The 18,187-nt window shown below is 45.3% G+C and carries 14 protein-coding genes; 5 read left to right on the forward strand and 9 right to left on the reverse strand.

Annotated features, from left to right (window positions below; all coding sequences use genetic code 11):
- Positions 1 to 368: 368 nt before the first annotated feature.
- From NNX04_RS04890 to NNX04_RS04905, 4 genes are all read left to right on the forward strand, one after another.
- Positions 369 to 3,116 carry a TonB-dependent receptor gene (locus NNX04_RS04890; protein ID WP_151030859.1) on the forward strand — a complete coding sequence of 916 codons (2,748 nt, stop codon included), beginning with the start codon at positions 369 to 371 and terminating at the stop codon, positions 3,114 to 3,116.
- A 114-nt stretch (positions 3,117 to 3,230) separates the two neighbouring features.
- On the forward strand, positions 3,231 to 4,784 hold the full coding sequence (locus NNX04_RS04895; protein ID WP_261947682.1) for a tryptophan halogenase family protein: 1,554 nt from the start codon (positions 3,231 to 3,233) through the stop codon (positions 4,782 to 4,784).
- 37 nt (positions 4,785 to 4,821) lie between these two features.
- Complete coding sequence (locus tag NNX04_RS04900; RefSeq protein ID WP_151030857.1) at positions 4,822 to 5,583, forward strand: SapC family protein; 762 nt, start codon at positions 4,822 to 4,824, stop codon at positions 5,581 to 5,583.
- Positions 5,570 to 6,616: an SMP-30/gluconolactonase/LRE family protein gene (locus tag NNX04_RS04905; protein WP_225318344.1), complete on the forward strand. Its 1,047-nt coding sequence runs from the start codon at positions 5,570 to 5,572 to the stop codon at positions 6,614 to 6,616. Before NNX04_RS04900 ends, NNX04_RS04905 begins: the two co-directional genes overlap by 14 nt.
- On the opposite strand, the gene NNX04_RS04910 is transcribed toward NNX04_RS04905, so the two are convergent.
- The 5 genes from NNX04_RS04910 to NNX04_RS04930 all read right to left on the reverse strand — a co-directional run bounded on the left by NNX04_RS04910 (position 6,608) and on the right by NNX04_RS04930 (position 11,428).
- Positions 6,608 to 7,243, reverse strand: coding sequence for a bifunctional 4-hydroxy-2-oxoglutarate aldolase/2-dehydro-3-deoxy-phosphogluconate aldolase (locus NNX04_RS04910; protein ID WP_151030856.1), 636 nt, complete (start codon positions 7,241 to 7,243; stop codon positions 6,608 to 6,610). The two genes, NNX04_RS04905 and NNX04_RS04910, sit on opposite strands and share 9 nt — an antisense overlap.
- 74 nt (positions 7,244 to 7,317) lie before the next feature.
- Positions 7,318 to 8,295, reverse strand: coding sequence for a sugar kinase (locus tag NNX04_RS04915; protein ID WP_410004077.1), 978 nt, complete (start codon positions 8,293 to 8,295; stop codon positions 7,318 to 7,320).
- A 28-nt stretch (positions 8,296 to 8,323) separates the two neighbouring features.
- Positions 8,324 to 9,583 carry an MFS transporter gene (locus tag NNX04_RS04920; protein ID WP_151030854.1) on the reverse strand — a complete coding sequence of 420 codons (1,260 nt, stop codon included), beginning with the start codon at positions 9,581 to 9,583 and terminating at the stop codon, positions 8,324 to 8,326.
- An 8-nt stretch (positions 9,584 to 9,591) separates the two neighbouring features.
- Entirely contained in the window at positions 9,592 to 10,746 is a 1,155-nt protein-coding gene (locus tag NNX04_RS04925; protein ID WP_151030853.1) for a mandelate racemase/muconate lactonizing enzyme family protein, read from the reverse strand.
- A 13-nt stretch (positions 10,747 to 10,759) separates the two neighbouring features.
- Positions 10,760 to 11,428 (reverse strand): GntR family transcriptional regulator, encoded by a 669-nt coding sequence (locus NNX04_RS04930; RefSeq protein ID WP_151030852.1) that lies wholly within the window; start codon positions 11,426 to 11,428, stop codon positions 10,760 to 10,762.
- 199 nt (positions 11,429 to 11,627) lie between these two features.
- On the opposite strand from NNX04_RS04930, the gene NNX04_RS04935 reads away from it, so the two are divergent.
- Positions 11,628 to 13,940: a beta-galactosidase gene (locus tag NNX04_RS04935; protein WP_151030851.1), complete on the forward strand. Its 2,313-nt coding sequence runs from the start codon at positions 11,628 to 11,630 to the stop codon at positions 13,938 to 13,940.
- Positions 13,941 to 14,162: 222 nt separating this feature from the next.
- Here the strand turns inward: NNX04_RS04935 and NNX04_RS04940 are convergent, their stop codons facing one another.
- From NNX04_RS04940 to NNX04_RS04955, 4 genes are all read right to left on the reverse strand, one after another.
- On the reverse strand, positions 14,163 to 14,771 hold the full coding sequence (locus NNX04_RS04940) for a GntR family transcriptional regulator (protein WP_151030850.1): 609 nt from the start codon (positions 14,769 to 14,771) through the stop codon (positions 14,163 to 14,165).
- Between the two features lie 171 nt (positions 14,772 to 14,942).
- A complete protein-coding gene (aldA, locus tag NNX04_RS04945) occupies positions 14,943 to 16,388 on the reverse strand; it encodes an aldehyde dehydrogenase (protein ID WP_261947684.1) in 1,446 nt (481 codons plus the stop codon).
- Between the two features lie 5 nt (positions 16,389 to 16,393).
- Entirely contained in the window at positions 16,394 to 17,158 is a 765-nt protein-coding gene (locus NNX04_RS04950; protein WP_049629444.1) for an SDR family oxidoreductase, read from the reverse strand.
- A gap of 8 nt (positions 17,159 to 17,166) precedes the next feature.
- Positions 17,167 to 18,186: a zinc-dependent alcohol dehydrogenase gene (locus NNX04_RS04955; RefSeq protein ID WP_151057322.1), complete on the reverse strand. Its 1,020-nt coding sequence runs from the start codon at positions 18,184 to 18,186 to the stop codon at positions 17,167 to 17,169.
- Position 18,187: the final 1 nt, after the last annotated feature.

The following is an 18,187-nucleotide window of genomic DNA, read 5'->3' on the forward strand; positions in this document are numbered from 1 at the left end:
GTAGCAGAAATAGAATCTTACACCGATATTTTTTGCATTAACACAACCTTGTTAACATTTCACAGTTAATCTTTAACTTTTTTACGCTCCCGCCTCCCGCCCATGCGCAGCTGATACCCACTCTCCTCACTGTCACAGCCCATGCCCCATCACTTCGACCAACAACCACACATTTTGTTAACAATTAATGTTTGACATTAAAAAGAAGTGGGCAGATGATACCTGCGCAAGGCAAGGCGCGGAAACCAAACGTTTCAATCTTTAGCAAACCGCCCTTACTTTCGAATCAACCATAAGGCCTGTTTTGATTCGAACAAAGGCAAAACAAGCCGATATAGAAAAATGAAAGACCATTAGGAGAGTGTTGTATGGCGATGATTATTCAAGACCGCTTCAAACTAAAAGTACTTTCAGCAGCAGTGATTGCTGCATCCAGCATCAATATTTATGCGCAAGATTCCGGCGCTGTGGAAGAAGTTGTAGTGACCGGGATTAGAAGCTCACTCACCGGCGCAATGGAAACCAAGCGGCAAGCAAGCGGCGTAGTAGATGCCATCAGTGCCGAAGACATAGGTAAATTTCCCGACACCAACCTCGCTGAATCTTTACAACGCATTACCGGTGTATCCATCGACCGGAGCAACAATGAGGGTAACCAAGTGACCGTTCGGGGCTTCGGCCCCAGTTTTAATCTGGTGACTTTAAATGGCCGTCAAATGCCCAACTCATCCGCGTTGGATGGCACACCCATTTCTCGCAGTTTTAATTTCCGTGAAATAGCCGCAGAAAGTGTTTCCGGCGTAGAGGTTTATAAAACCGGCAAAGCAAACGTGGCCTCAGGCGGACTGGGCGCAACCATTAACTTGAAAACCGCCAAGCCGTTTGATTTTAATGAATTGGTTGCTCACGCGAGCGTGAAAGGTGTAATCGAGCCCACTGTTGAAACAGGCGATGAAGTAACACCGGAAATTTCCGGCATGATTAGCAACACTTTTGCCGATGGAAAATTTGGCGTACTCGCATCTTATTCCTACGCCGAACGCAACTTCCATGTCGATCGTATCGGCACACAAAATGGTTGGAGCCGCGGCTATCCCGGCCAACAAAATCCTGACACCAGCGCTATTGATACTGATCGCAACCCCACTAAAGCGACATGGCGCATCCCCACTGTCGATTTGGAAAATGCCAACTACGAGCGCACCCGCCAAAACGGTCAATTGGTATTGCAATTTGCCCCAACCGACAACCTGACCGCGACTGTTGATTACACCATGTCACGCCTTGAAGAAGACGGCGCGATGAATCGCATGAGCTTTTGGTTTGATGATGTACAAACCGGTAAAGCCGATGCCAATGGCACCATCATTAACCCGGCGCGCAGCAACGATGAGTTGAACTTTTGGGCCTGGGAATACGGTTTTAATACTGAAAATGATTCATTCGGTGTAAATGTAGAGTGGGACGTTAATGATCAATTGTCTTTCACTCTGGATGCACATGACTCAACCTCTCATGCGAACCCAGGAGCACAACCTGCCGAGCGCATTGCCAATACCAAAAACCCGTTTGGTGCAGTGGATATCGCAGCGGATTTCTCTGGCAAATTGCCCAGCGTTTCCTATGACGATTCAGACTTACCCGGCGGCGCCTACAACAAAGCCAATATTGTCGGCGACCTGTATCAAGAGCGCGGTCATGAACTGGAAAATAATATTCAACAAGTTCAATTGCACGGCGTTTGGCAAAATGCCGATGCAGGTGCACTTACGGCGATTAATTTTGGTGTAGCACAAACCAAAAACACCGTAGATGTAAAAGATATTTACAGCGCGAACTTTGCATTAAGCGGCATGGACCTGACCAATCTGGATCTCAGTTTTGAAACAGGCGATATAGGTTTTGAATATGTACCTGTATTTAGCGCCAATGAATTTATTGATTTGGTGTACGCGCAAAATCTTAATAATCCAATGAACTATGGCACCAATGGTATTGAAGAAGAGACTAACGCGCTTTATCTGTCATTTGATTTTGATGCGGAATTTAACCAAATGCCGGTTAAAGCCAATGTTGGCCTGCGCTACGAAGAAACCGATGTTAGCTCCTACACCATCACTAAACCAGTGATAGGTTTTAATTGGGTATCGCCACTGGAGATGTCGAAGATATACGCTGATACCGAACAGTCGGACACACTCAAAGGAAATTACGATAATTTTTTACCTAACTTCGATTTAAGTTTAAATTTAACCGATGACCTGGTAACGCGTTTCTCGTACAGCAAAACCATTGCGCGCAGCAATATTGATGCAATGTATCCCGGCACAGATTTAGTCACGCACTTATCAACCGGCCCATTCAAAGCAAATCAAGGCAACCCGGGTTTATTACCGTTCGAATCCGAAAACCTCGACCTGTCACTTGAGTGGTACTACGGCGAAGGCAGTTATGTATCCGGTGGTTACTTCCGCAAGAAAGTGGATAACTTTATTGCTGTAGGCCAAGAAGACCGCATCATCAACAGCCCCAATGGCCCACTGACTAACCCCAGCGCCAATCCGCGCCCTGGTTGCCCAGGTGGCTCAGTAGCCAACCCAACATCAGCCTGTACTTCACAACCTGGTGATCAAGCTATTGTCTGGGAAGTTTCCACACCACAAAACCTGAACGACTCTTTGGTTGATGGTTGGGAATTTAATGTACAGCATATGTTCGGCGACTCAGGCTTCGGCACCATTGTTAACTACACCATGGTAGATAGCGATGACAGTTACGACGTCTACAGTTTGGACAATGATTTGGCGCTACAAGGCTTGAGCGATTCAGCCAACTTTGTCGGCTTCTACGAAAATAATGGTTTCCAAATTCGTATTGCCTATAACTGGCGCGACAAGTTCCTCCTGTCATCCGGCAATGAACCCGTCTTTACTGCGGCCTATGATCAAATTGATATCAACGCAAGTTATGAAATCAATGAGAATCTATCCGTATTTATCGAAGGCTTGAACGTAACCGATGAAGCAACCCATCGTTACGGCCGTTGGACTAATCAAATTAAAGATTACGAGCAATACGGTTCTCGTTACAACGTAGGTGTACGTGCGAAATTCTAATTGTCAGTGTTTAACACCCAATTATGATTGAGTACAAAAAAGGTCGCCTACTATTGGCGACCTTTTTTTTAAAACGAAACAGATTAAATGGATAATAAAAACGGCGGTGCAAATATGACAAAAGCAATAAAATCCATTGTCATTGTTGGCGGTGGTGCAGCCGGTTGGATTACCGCAGGCACGCTCGCAGCCAAAATACGCAGCCAGCATAGCGAAGGCATACAAATTAGCCTCGTAGAATCACCCAAAACACCCATCATTGGCGTCGGTGAAGGAACCTGGCCCACCATGCGTAACACCTTAAAAAAAATGGGCGTGCTTGAAACAGATTTTCTGCGTGAATGTAATGTGTCCTTTAAACAGGGAGCAAAATTTGTGCATTGGTGCACTGGCCAAAAAGACGATTTTTATTATCACCCTTTAGTTTTACCGCAAGGCTTTTCCGAGATTAATCTTGCGCCCCACTGGTTAGCTAATCCACACAACCAATCTTTCTCCAACGCCGTCTGCGTACAAGAAACCCTTTGTGAAGCGGGCTTAGCGCCGAAATTAATTACCACACCGGAATATGCCGCTGTTGCAAACTATGCCTACCATTTGGATGCCGGTGCATTTGCCGAATTTTTAAAAAAGCATTGCACTACCAACCTTGGTGTCACCCATTTATTAGCCGATGTTATTCATGTTAATGCCGCCGACAATGGCGATATCACCTCAATTGCTACCGATACACAGGGCGATATTGCAGGCGATTTATTTATAGACTGCAGTGGATTTAATTCGCTGTTGCTTGGCAAACACTACAAAGTGCCGTTTATATCCTGTAAAGATGTACTTTTTATCGACACAGCCTTGGCAGTCCACCTGCCCTATGAAAATGACAACAGCCCTATCGCCTCGCACACCATTTCTACCGCGCAGGATTCCGGATGGATTTGGGATATTGGCCTGCCAAGCAGACACGGTATAGGCCACGTATTTTCCAGCGCGCACACCAGCACAGAGCAAGCCGAAGAAAAACTGCACCAATACCTCAGACAACACTCCTCCAACACCGAGCAAATTTCTGTGCGAAAAATTCCTATAACACCAGGGCACAGAGCAAAGTTTTGGGAAAAAAATTGTGTCGCTGTAGGGTTATCCGCAGGGTTTCTTGAACCGCTGGAGGCATCGGCATTGGTATTGATTGAAATATCAGCCGCGATGATTGCCGACCAACTACCAGCAACACGCCCCGCGATGGACATCATCGCAAAACGATTTAATGAAACTTTTTTATATCGCTGGCAACGCATTATTGATTTTTTGAAATTGCATTACACCCTTAGCAAACGCGACGACAGTGATTTTTGGAGAGACAATCGACGCTTAAGTAGCATTCCAGAAAGCTTGCAAGAGTTAATGACTTTGTGGCGCTACCAACCGCCTTGGCATATGGATTTTGATCGCGCGGCTGAGGTATTCCCCGCTGCCAGCTATCAATATTTACTGTACGGAATGGGCTACACAACAGAAGCCAGCACTCTAGGTATGTCGCAACACAATCAACAATTAGCGCAAGTGTTATTCAACAAAAATGCAACGTTGGCGCAACAACTCAAAAGCCAACTTCCCAGCAACAGAGAACTTATTAACAAAATTAAAGAATATGGATTACAGCCCGTTTAATTTGGACTTTATTATCCAATTACGATAGCGAGAACATATGAGCACTTCTATTGAAATACTGAATCACCAAATACACACGCAACTGAAAGTGATTACTGAGCATGGTGCAGAATACGGTGAAAATATTAATAACGTTCCGGTATTGATCCATGAGCTAAAAAAATTAGCCCATGAATACCCGATATGTTTTATGAAAGACCCAGACACAGGTCAGTTTAATCTATATGCCCTATTAGGTTTTGCGCCTGAAGAGAATCTTTATTTAGATCAACACCAATGGAACGCCAATTATATTCCGCTCCATATCCAACGTCAGCCATTTATTGTTGGGCGTCGCCATGCTACTGAGAATACCCAAGCACCCAACACAGAACACGACAGTGGTTTTATTAGCATCAACACTCAGAGCAAACGTATTAGCCACACACAAGGAGAGTCGCTTTTTAATAGCGACGGAACACCCACCGCTTATTTAAATTCCATCAATGAATTACTGAGTCAATTAACACCCAGTGAAACCATGACAAAAGTATTTATTGCACAGCTATTAAACCATCAGTTGCTGGAATCGGCGCGCATTAACATCGCGCTTAATGACGGGTCAAGTTTTAGTTACGAAGGTATCTATACCATCAACACCGATAGATTGAATAGTTTAAGTGAAGTGGAAATAAACCGGTTACAAGAGCAACATTTTTTGGCTCCCATAAAATTTATTATCCAATCCTTACAGCAATTACAACGTCTAATTGATTTTAAAAACAATCGCCTGCAAGGATCAACACATGAAACAGCTTAATGTAATTGCAATACTTTTCTTTATGACCTGCACTATTGCTGCTTGCACGACAAACAAATGGGATAAAAGTGAAGGCCACTTAGCGCCAGAACTCAACCAAGCGATAGGATCCATTGAGATTATTGATCCTCGTGCTTTGCAGCTGATCGACCCAACGAAAAAAATCTTTATTCGTGCCGATGGATTTCGCTGGACTGAAGGGCCGTTATGGGTTGATGAATTGCAAGCATTGCTATTCTCAGATATTCCCAACAACCGCATTATGCAATATCAACCCGGCATAGGAACTCGCCTTTATTTAGAGCCCGCTGGTGCAACTGCACTCTTTCCCGATGATGATAACGGTGGTTCCAATGGATTATTACTCAATAACAACAATGAATTGATTTTGTTGCAGCAAGGCGACCGACGCATTGCACTTATGAACGCCCCGTTAAACCGCCCTGCGCCACAATACAAAAATGTTGCCAGCGAGTTCAAAGGAAAAAGACTCAACAGCCCTAACGATGCCGTGCTCAGTCGCAGCGGAAATTTATACTTTACTGACCCTCCCTACGGCTTGGCAGGTGGCATGACTGACAAGCGTAGAGCCATTGCATTTCAAGGTATTTATAAAGTAACACCCTCAGGGGAAAGCGTACTGCTGGATGATCAAGTAAAGTCCCCTAACGGTATAGGCCTCTCAATAGATCAGAAAACGCTATACATCGGCGTGTCAGATCCAGAACATCCCCATTGGTTGGCCTATGACCTTGATGAGCAAGGAAACACATCGAATAAACGTGTTTTTTATGATGCGACCAAATTTAAAAATAACATCGAACACCAAGGTGTACCTGATGGAATGGCGACACATTCATCCGGCGTTTTATTTGCGACAGGCCCCGGTGGTGTGTGGATCTTTTCTCCGGCGGGTGAAGTGCTCGCTAAAATTTACACTGAAAAACTCACCGCCAATTGCACACTTTCCAGCGATGAAAAAACTTTGTTTATTACCGCCCACGACACCTTAATGAGCCTGTCATTAAAATAATGTTGCAACTTTTTCTATTAGTATTTTTAACCGCTCAACCAAGCGCTGCGCTTCTTCTGGTGTACGCACCGGCGCAGCCAAACTCCCACCCACACCGATTCCTTTAGCACCTGAATTCGCCCAGCGTTCGACATTGAGTTCATTAATACCACCGACCGGAAAAAAAATTGTGTTGTTAAATGGTCCAAAAGCCAGAGATTTTAAATAATCAGGGCCCATTGGCTCAGCCGGGAATAATTTTACAATATCAGCTTGCGCCTCAATTGCAGCCACAATTTCCGTTGGTGTGAATGCTCCCATCACAACTGGAACTTCTTGCTCATGAGCAACCTTTACAACCGCGGAACTGGTATTCGGCGTCACTAAAAATTGGGCGCCTGCCGCCATCGCTTGCTGCGCAAGCGACACATTGGTAATAGTACCCGCCCCTACCAAAACCTCAGGAAACTCGCCACGAATAAGACTAATCGCCGCACAAAAGTTGGGCGTATTGGCAGTCACCTCTAATACCTTTATTCCCGCAGCCGCCAAACATTGCACAATGGGAATAATATCTTCTGAGTGTTTTACTCGTAAAATGACAATTAGCTTTTCGGCAAGTAACTTGTTGACTCGTTCAAACTTCATCGATGTATTCCACTATTAATCCAGCAGCCTTAAACTTTGGCTGCATCTATTACTTGCGCTCAACAAAACACGAATTAACGCACCACATAACCAGCAGTATTACCCCGCGCCACCTCATTAATTTCTGTCTCGCTCATCCAAGCCTGATCGCCATAACAATTGTGCGCCAGCGCAAAGGCGGCATTGGCAAAATCAATAGTTTGTTGCGCTGACCAGGCTTGCTGATAGCCGTATAAAACTCCTGCGGCGAATGCATCCCCTGTACCTAATCGATCAAGGATATCTACCCGCAACTCGGTACTCTTAAACGAGTCGGCATTTTTCCTTAACAGTGAAGTGAGCGAATTAACTGAAGCGCTGTGATGAATACGGCTAGTAACGGCGGCATCTACATTAAATTCATCACCTAAAAATTCAGCCACAGCCTGAGCTTCTGCAAGTGCATCAGAATTAAAAAAATGATATCCAAATACATCACTGATAACACCTGCATTGGCAAATACCAAATCGCAATACTGCATAATTTGTTTAAAATAGTGCTTGGCAAATGCCGGTTCTGGCCAAAGACTGCGTCTGAAATTGAGATCAAAACTTACCCTGACCCCCATGCCATGTGCAATTTTTGCAGCTTTGATTGTCTCCAGTGCACATTGCTCTGAAAGTGCTGGCGTTATGCCACTCAAATGCAATCGCTGTTTACCCTGTAATATTTCATTCCAATTAAATTCATTTTCAACGATAGTTGAAATAGCGGAATATTTGCGATCATAAATCACTCGCGTTGGACGAAGCGAAGCACCCAATTCGATAAAATAGGTCCCCATGCGCTCTCCACCGAACAAGACATTATTCGTAGCTATACCGCAGCGATGGAGACTGGCAATAGCCTGTTCCGCAATTAGGTTGTCTGGCAATTTCGTAATGAAATCCGTCGCCACACCTAACCGCGCCAAGGCGGCCGCAACATTCGCCTCAGCCCCTGCAAAATCTACCGACAATTGCTGTGCCACCATGAGCCGCTGCTGTGGTTGCGCTGGGGTTAAACGCAACATAAGCTCACCAAAAAATGTAATGCTCAATTTATTTCTCCAGATTATCGGCTGATATGGGAACAATTTTTCCCACCAAAAAAACATAGGAAAATAAGCCTGCCAATGCCAAACCGGTAATCAATAATAGCGCAGGCTTAAAGTCACCATCTTGTACCAAATAACCAATTGCAATCGGCACCATAACGGCTGAAAGTCCACCAATAAAATTGAAGCATCCACCGACTAACCCCACCATTTTTTGCGGGGCAAGCAGTGACACAAAAACCCAGGCGATAGAGGTTAATCCATTACCAAAAAAAGCGATTGACAGGAAAAAAGTTGCCCAGGCAATACTATCGACATAATTTGCACCAATAACACCGGCAGATAATATAAAGCCAAGAATAATAGGCGCCTTTCTTGAAACCTCAGTAGAAACACCACGCCGCACCAAATAGTCTGACAAAAACCCAGCAAACAGAACGCCGCAAAAAGCAAATAAAAACGGAATAGACGCATAAATTCCAGTTTTTAAATCACTCAAGCCACGATATTCGGCTAAATAGGTAGGAAACCAGGTTAGAAAAAAAATTAAGGTTCCACCCAAACAGAACTGACCAATATAAATCCCCCAAAGTTTACGATTGGAGAAAGCTAATTTGATATTGCCCCAAGGAATTTCGATGGGTTCTTTTTTTGTTGTAGCCGGTGATGGTATGACTGCAGCGGGAGACTGAATTATTTTGTCACGATAAAAGTAGCGCCATACCAGTGCCCAAACAATTCCGATTAAGCCTGAAACAATAAATAACCCACGCCAGCCAAATAAATCTTGAATGAACGCTAATACAGGCATTAAAAATGCCAGCCCAATAAATTGACCTGAGGTATAAACAGCAATAGCGCCAGCACGCTCTTGCTCTGCGAACCATTGCGTCACAATTTTGTTATTGGCGGGATAGGATGGCGACTCAAATAAACCAATCGCCATACGGCACCCCACCAAAGTGGCAAAACTACTTACAACACCTTGAACTAAAGTCGCTAATGACCAGGCAACCAAAATAATGGGATATAAAATTCGAATGCGCAGTGCATCAACCAATAATCCACCAGGAATTTGCATAATTGAATAAGTCCAACCAAATGCCGAGAAAATAACTCCCATTTGCACCTTAGTTAATTCAAGATCTTGCGCAATAGCATTGGCAGCAACCGATATATTGGTTCTGTCCATGTAATTTATAACTACTGTTAAAAACAGCAGAATCAAAATTCCACTTTTACTTGCAGGTGCATTTTTTTGCATTATTTTATTCACCAATTGGTATAGGAGCCGTCCGGCTTTATAAGTCGCGGCGGCTCCCAATATTTGAAGGGAAGATTTTTGATCAACTGCTCATTTACATCTACACCCAACCCAGGATCGGCGGGAATACTGAAGCCATTAGCTTCCACTAATGGGCGATGAGTAAAAATTCGATCGAATTCAGACATGTCACCGTCGTAAGGCGACAATTCCAAACTCGCGAGATTGGAAATAGCGGCACAATAATGAATGGAGGCAGCCGTACAAATAGGGCTAAGTGGATTGTGTGGCATCATGTCCACATATTTTGCTTCACATAACGCGGTAATTTTCATCGCCTCAGTAAAACCACCCGCATTACAAATATCTACGCGAGCAAACTGGGTTAACAGCGGCTCCAAATAGCGAGAAAAATCCCACTTGCTGGTGAATTCTTCACCAATAGCAAAGGGTACATCTACCATAGTGCGCAACGCTTGATAGGCCGCAGGGGATTCATCGCGAATAGGTTCTTCAATAAAATCCAAAGTGCCGGCTGGCATCCGCTGACAAAAAGAAGCCGCTTCGGCCACGCTCAAACGGTGGTGATAATCCACCCCTAACATTATTTCACTCCCCAAAGCTTCGCGTGCCTGCGTGAGCCAATGAGATGATTTAGCAATCGATTTACGCACGTCAAATACAGTCGGCCTATGACTTACACCATGCTCACCGGTAGTCGCCCGAATGGTTTGCCAACCATCACTTTGTAATTGCAGTAGATGGTCAACAAAAGCGGGGCCAAAATCCAAGGTAGAAGTAACAAACAGCGGAATGCTGTTGCGCTGCTTGCCACCCAGCAACTGATATACAGGCACCTTCAAATATTTTCCGCAGGCATCGTGCAGAGCAATATCCAGGGCAGAAATTGCAGCAGCCAATACTCGCCCACCTTCAAAATAATGGCTCCGATACAACTCTTGCCACAGTGCACCTATATCTAATGCCGAGCGACCAATCAGAAATTGTTTAAAATGTTCAATAGCGCCTATTACCGCTTTTTCACGCCCTGATAAGCCTGACTCGCCCCAGCCATAGATACCCTCATCGGTCTCCACTTTAACCAAACAGACGTTGCGAAACCCCAGCCAAAAAGCATAGGTTTTAATATCCACTATATTCATTCTTTGCTCTGTATTAACGAATTAATTTTGACCAGTAATCTTCACTGGAAGATAAATGCAACGCTAATGCCTGCACTGATTGCGCCCCCTTGCCCGCACGCAGTGCGTCAATTATCTGCTGGTGCTCACCAATTGAATGCTCAATACGCGTACGACTGACCGCTAAATTTCCATGCATCGCAAGCAGCATTAGTCGTTTTGTTTTCCAAATCTTTAGTGCACTTTTGTTGTAGTGATGGCGATACATTTCCCAATGAAACAAATTGTCTAAATGCAAAAATCCCACCCGGTCATTAGCCGTTAAACCACGCATTTGCTGCAATAATTGATCTAGCTGTGCCACATTTTCATCGCTGTAATGATCCACAAACCAAGCCATAAAATACGGTTCAAGCAATTGCAGAATCTCAAATAGATCACGCATGCTGGTGTATTCAAAACTTGCCACACGCGCACCACTATTTTTTTGCGAGGTCACAAACCCTTCACCTTCTAGCTGCTTAAGGGCTTCGCGCACAGGGTTTACGCCGGTTCCATAGCGCTCGGCCAATTGAGCCGTAACCAAGCGATTACCACTTACAAAAGTTCCCAGGGCAATATCTGCCAATATTTGCTCTACCAGCCCCTGCTCCCGCCCCAGGAGCACCGAAAAAGCCAATTCCGTATCTACCAACGCCATCATTGCGCCCCATATTGCATACAATTAACATAATATTGTATACAATCTTAAATAATCAAGAGTTCTTTAGGTTGTCCGATAAATTAGCGCAACTTACAAAACCTTACATTGTAAATTGTTGACATCATTACCATTAACTAAGAAGAATCCAACTCTCTGAAAGATCACGCGAGCCACTACCAACCCAAAAGAGGAGATAAAAATGAAAAAAAATCAACTACATTTAATCAAGCAGATACTTGCTGGCACTCTGGCGGGGTTGTCACTCAGCTGCGCCGCCAATCAAGATTCCCCAATTGGCAGCGTTGAAAACTTTGATAGTTTTTCGCTGAATAAAGCTGTGGAAAATAACGTCAAGGCAAGCTTGATAGAGGGGCAAGAGAAAAAATATGGCAAGGCATTAAAACTGGTATTCGAGCCGCGCGAGGAATCCACAATTGAGCTACCTACTCCCGCGCAAGGTTATTGGAATTGGGAATACGCAGGTGATTTAAATCTGGCACTGGATGTTACCAATCCAGGCAGTCAATCGTTTCAATTTTGGCTGACATTAATGGATGCAAAAGGCCGCAAACAAGAGCGCAGCGCAGTGATTGATGCAGGTCAATCAGCTCGTTTTTATGCCCCTTTAACCGGGCGTGTTGCCAATGCACAGACCGGTATGCGCGAAACCCCACCAGCATGGCAAACCAGCGAAGAAAAGTTAGCCTGGCGCTCAGGCGATCGCGATTTTGATTTCACTCAAGTCACTAAAATTATTTTCAAAGCTTACGCCCAATTTGAAACTAACACCCTAATTGTGGACAACCTTGAGCTGCGTGTTAATCCCGCCCAAGATCCGGAATATCTGGTGGGGATAGTCGATAAATTTGGCCAAGCCGCCAAAAAAAATTACCCCACTAAAATTCATTCAGAAAAACAATTAAAAGCAGCGGCAGACGCCGAGTTAGCCAGTTTGGCCAATGCCAAACAACCGGAAGACAGATCGCGTTTTGGTGGCTGGAGCAAAGGCCCTAAATTGGAAGGCACAGGCTATTTCCGCACTGCAAAAGTGGATGGCCGCTGGTGGATGGTAGACCCGGAAGGCTATTTGTTTTTTTCCAGCGCTATCGCCAATGTGCGTATGGCCAATTTGGAAACCATCACCGGTTATGATTTCAACGATGCCAGCGTGCGCAAAATAGATCCTGAAGAATTAACCCCGGAAGACTCGCGCGATATTATTCCAGTCGGCAAAAAATCGTTAAATTCCCGCTTTCTTGCATCGCCCTTGCGCCGCGAAATGTTTGAATGGCTGCCCCCCTACGATCACGAGCTTGGCGAACACTATGGTTACCGGCGCACAGTGCACCAAGGAGTATTGGAACAGGGTGAAGTCTACAGTTTTTACAAAGCCAATCTGGAGCGCCGCTACGGCCAAAGCTCACCCAATTCCTACATAAAAACCTGGCGCGATGTCACTTTGGATCGCATGGTGGATTGGGGCTTCACCTCATTTGGTAATTGGATTGACCCCATGTTTTACGACAACCAACGCATGCCATTTTTTGCCAACGGTTGGATTATCGGCGACTTTAAAGTGATCTATTCCGGGCAAGATTATTGGTCACCACTACCCGATGTTTATGATCCTGAATTTAAACGTCGCGCACATTTGACCATCAAACAAATCGGTCGCGAAGTAAAAAACACTCCCTGGTGTGTTGGTGTATTTGTTGATAATGAAAAAGGCTGGGGATCAATGAAAAATGACCGCGCTCACTTCGGCGCTGTCTATTACGCACTCAGCAGAACTGCCGATGAAAGCCCAGCTAAAAAACAGTTCACCCAATTACTCACTAAAAAATACGGCGATATAGCGACGCTTAACCAAGCCTGGGGAACAAAGATTGATTCATGGTCCAGCTTTGCAACTGGCATCACTATGGACAAGTTGAATGATGCTTCTCGCGCAGATTTTTCTATGCTCTACGCCGACTATGCAGAAACGTATTTCCGTATTGTCAGCAGCGAAATTAAAGACGCCCTGCCCAACCATATGTACATGGGCGTAAGAATCGCCGCCGAATGGGGCATGCCGGTTGAAGTGGTCACCGCCGCAAAAAAATACAGCGATGTATTGAGCTTTAATAATTATCGCGAAGGCATGCACCCGGATACTTGGGCATTTCTGAAAGACTTGGATTTCCCCACCATCATCGGCGAATACCACATAGGCTCAACGTCGGATACAGATTTCTATCACCCCGGTTTAGTTATTGCCGCCGACCAAACCGACCGCGCAAAAATGTATGAAAACTACATGAATAGCGTAATCGATAACCCTTATATGGTGGGCGCGCATTGGTTTCAATATGTGGATGACCCAGTTACCGGCCGCGCCTACGATGGTGAAAACTACAACGTAGGCTGGGTAAGTAATACCGACATCCCCTATCAACCCATGGTAGATGCAGCCAAGCGAGTGAATAAATCGCTCTATCAGCGCCGCAGTAAAATTCCTCCCATCCAATAATTACTGGAAATCCTTACGGTAATAAAAACGCCAGACCCACGACTGACTCAATAATCGAACTTGAGCAAGTTGTGAGTCTGGCGTTTTATGACCAGCGGTCATCGGCAATATTCAACTAAACGCTTAAACAAACCAAAAAAAACCTGAGCTCAAATTGCCACCTGTTATCAGGTAAGAGGCAATTTAAGCTCAGGTAGTTTTTAATTTATTAGCTAGTTTAACTTAGCGAATATTTGCTTTGAGCGCAGCCGTGGCTTCGCGAATATTGTCTTTACGCAGTGCATCACTTATCGCTCTATGCTCATTAACGCAATCCACTGGCTTGGTGATACGTTTGTAGTTCATGCGCATACGCAAAATGATGGGCTGCCACAGGTTAACCAACTCTTCGCCACCGGCCTTCATCACCAAATAGCGATGGAAGTCCATGTCGGCCTTTGTCACTTCGGTGTAATCTTCGTCATCAAATGCATTTTGGAGACGATCCAAAATCGCATCTATTTCGGCAAAATCAGCCTCTTGCAGTTTACCTTTCAACGTTTTAACTGCATGAAGTTCAATCTTGGTGCGGATATCGATCATCAACTCTTGTAGCTCTGGAGACAGAACGCTGTTCACCGAAACGCCGCAATTGTTTTTGGCTACCAACAAGCCTTCTTTAGTGAGTTGCAGCAATACATCGCGAACCGGGCCACGCGAGACGCCAAAGCGCTCAGCCAAAGCCACTTCATTTAATTTGGCATTGGGCGGCATATCGCCCGCAATAATGTCTGATCTGATTTGATCAGCAATTTGATCCCGAACGGGAATGATTTTTTTTGATTCTTTCATGTTCTGGATGACCTTTCGCAAATAGCCTTATTGGATAGTGATATAAGGCTAAGCTATTTGCAGACATTAGACAATAATCTCTGCAAATAACAATGGGTAGATGTGACTATTTGTTTCCAAAAAGCACACCCACCCATTGAGCCCGGCCAGTATAAAACGGCAGATTAACGACTAGTATTTCTCACTTAAATAAACTGTTTTCTTTTCCAAATATTGTTCCAAACCATACTTGCCATCTTCGCCGCCAGCGCCGCTCATCTTCCAACCATTATGGAAACCTTGATGCTGCTCGCCAATACCGCGATTGACATAAACCTCACCCACTTCCATCTCTGCGATAGAGCGATGAATATAGTTAAGGCTTTGAGTAAATAAATAGGCTGAAAGACCATATTCACTGTCGTTGGTATAAGCAATGGCTTCATCGATACTGCTAATTTTCACGATTGGTAATATGGGACCAAAGGTCTCTTCGTGAACCAAAATATTATCTTGTTTCACGTTGACCAGTACCGTAGGTTCATACCAATTGCCCTGCTCAAAACCGGGCACTACCGCAGGCTTACCACCACAGGCCAGTTCCGCCCCTTGCGCCAAACCTTTTTTCACCAACCCATCGATTTGCTCAATTTCGCGGCGATTAACTTTAGGCCCCATTTGTGTTGCAGGATTCATTGGATCACCCAGCACCAAGGATTTCACCTTGGGTACAAACTTGGCAACAAACGCGTCGTATACTTTTTCATGTACATACAGACGCTCGGCACAGGTACAGACTTGTCCGCAGTTGGCAAATCGCGCCCAGAGCGCCTCTTCAGCGGCCAATTCCAGATCCGCATCTTCCATCACAATAAAGGGAGCTTTTCCGCCCAACTCCAACATGACAGGGGTTAAATGCTGTGCACTGGCTTTGTAAATGATTTGTCCGGCCCGGGTACTACCGGTCATGGTAATTAACCGAGTAATAGGGCTTTCGCATAAATGCTGGCCCACTACCGAACCAGAACCATTGACGATATTTAACACGCCCGCAGGAATACCTACATCATTGGCAATACGGCCCAATTCCAGAGTGGTTAAGGGGGTTTCCTGAGTCGGTTTAATAACAATAGTATTGCCTGTTATTAATGCAGGGCCAATTTTGCGACCAGCCAATGCCAAGGGGAAATTCCAGGCAGTGATCGCCACCACAACACCGCGCGGCACTTTGTGGATATAAATTTTTTCATTGGGTTTATCGGAAGGCAAAATATCGCCTTCGATAGTGAGCGCATTGTCGCAGGCGTATTCAATAAACGTGGCCGTTGCAGTTACTTCACCGCGCGCCACATCGAGCAACTTGCCCTGCTCTTGCACCAACATGGTGGCAAGCAATTCAGTTTCATTGCGAATAGCCTGAGCGAATTTACGCAGCAATGTTGTACGCGCACGCGCCGTAAGGGCAGCCCAAGGCTTTTGTGCTGCCTGTGCTGCTTCTAATGCATCTTGTGCATCTTCTTTACATCCTTCCGGGATGCGGCCAATTTCCGCCCCTGTACTTGGACTGTAAACAACAATATGCCCAGCAGCTTTTGATGGCACATATTGGCCATTAATAAAATTGAGATCATTTTTCATGGTGCTTATCTCCCCATCCAGCCGCCGTCAACCAACACGGTGCTGCCGTTCATATAGTTAGAGGCACTTGATGCCAAAAAGACAACCGGGCCTTTAAAGTCTTCCGGCGTGCCCCAGCGGCCTTGCGGAATACGACTAAGAATAGACGCAGAACGATCTTTGTCATTGCGCAAAGCTTCAGTGTTATCGGTAGAGATATAACCGGGCGCAATGGCATTCACATTAATACCCTGTGATGCCCACTCATTCGACAGCGCCATCACCAACTGACCTAAAGCACCTTTACTCGCGGCATAGCCAGGCACAGTCACGCCACCTTGATAAGTTAACAATGACGCAGTGAAAATAATTTTCCCGCTTTTGCGCGCAAGCATGGTTTTGCCAATTTCACGGCTCAAAATAAATTGTGAATTCAGGTTCACATTGATCACCTGATCCCAATACTCATCGCTGTGTTCAGCGGCAGGGGCGCGCAAAATTGTACCGGCATTATTGACCAGAATATCAATCACCGGATGCTCTGCTTTTACTTTTTCGATAAACGCATAAAGACTGTCGCGATTACCAAAATCACATTGATAAGCGCTGAATTTTTTCCCGGTAGCCGTTACCGCTTTTTCAATCTCTGAGCCTTGCAACTCCAGCGATGCAGATACACCAATAATATCTGCCCCTGCCTCTGCCAGAGCCACAGCCATTGCTTTACCAATGCCGCGCTTGCAACCAGTAACCAACGCGACCTTACCGTTTAAGCTAAATTGTTCCAACATAACCGTGATTACTCCGCGCAAGACACAAGGGCTTTCATACCAGCAGGATTGTTATCCATGCTCGCAAAAGCGCTGCCAATGTTGTTCAAGCTAGATACCGAACTAATGAATGGCTCCAGTTTGACTTTACCGGATGCAACCAATTCAATGGCCATATCAAAGTCAGCCGCTTCGTAAACGCGCGCGCCCACTAACTCCAGTTCTTTCCAGAAGAATTGGAACAAATCCACTTCAGGCTTTTGTGAGTGAATCGCCACCATACAAATACGGCCGCGCACTGAGGCAATCTTGGTCATAGCTTCAATCGCCGCTTTCACGCCAGACACTTCAAACACAACATCTGCGCCCTTGCCGTTGGTCCACTCTTTGACAGCTGCATCTAAATCTTGCTCAAGCGGATTAACGGTTTTAATACCATTTTTCTGGGCAAATTCATTGCGCACCTGATTCACTTCCGAAATCATGACCTCAGCGCCAACACTTTTTGCTACCAATGCAACCAACTGACCAATGGGGCCGCCACCAATCACAACCGCTTTTTCACCAGCCGTTAAACGCGCACGGGAAATATCGTGCACCGCTACCGACAGTGGCTCAATCAGCGCACCTTGTTTTAAGTCAATATTCTCAGGCAGTTTGTGCAAAGTGCGCGCCTTTACAGTCCATGAATTTTGGAAAGCGCCCGGGCTATCGATACCCATAAATTTTAATTTGTGGCACACATGGCTGTGGCCTGCAGCACACGCAGGACACTCGCCACAATAATCGAGCGGGCGCACAACAACGCGATCACCAATGGCAAAACCTTTTACATTGGCTCCCATCTCAACAATGGTGCCCGACATTTCATGGCCGATAATTTGCGGCGGTGCAACGCGCTGATCCATAACACCGTGATAGATGTGCATATCCGTTCCACAGATACCTACAAACCCTACTTGCAAACGCACTTCATCCGCAGCAGGAGCAACCATTTGACCTTCAACAACCTGAAAGCCTTTATTACCAACATATTGAGCAGCTAACATA

Origin of the sequence: Cellvibrio sp. QJXJ, from assembly GCF_024452345.1 — a bacterium.
Classification (GTDB): Bacteria; Pseudomonadota; Gammaproteobacteria; order Pseudomonadales; family Cellvibrionaceae; genus Cellvibrio.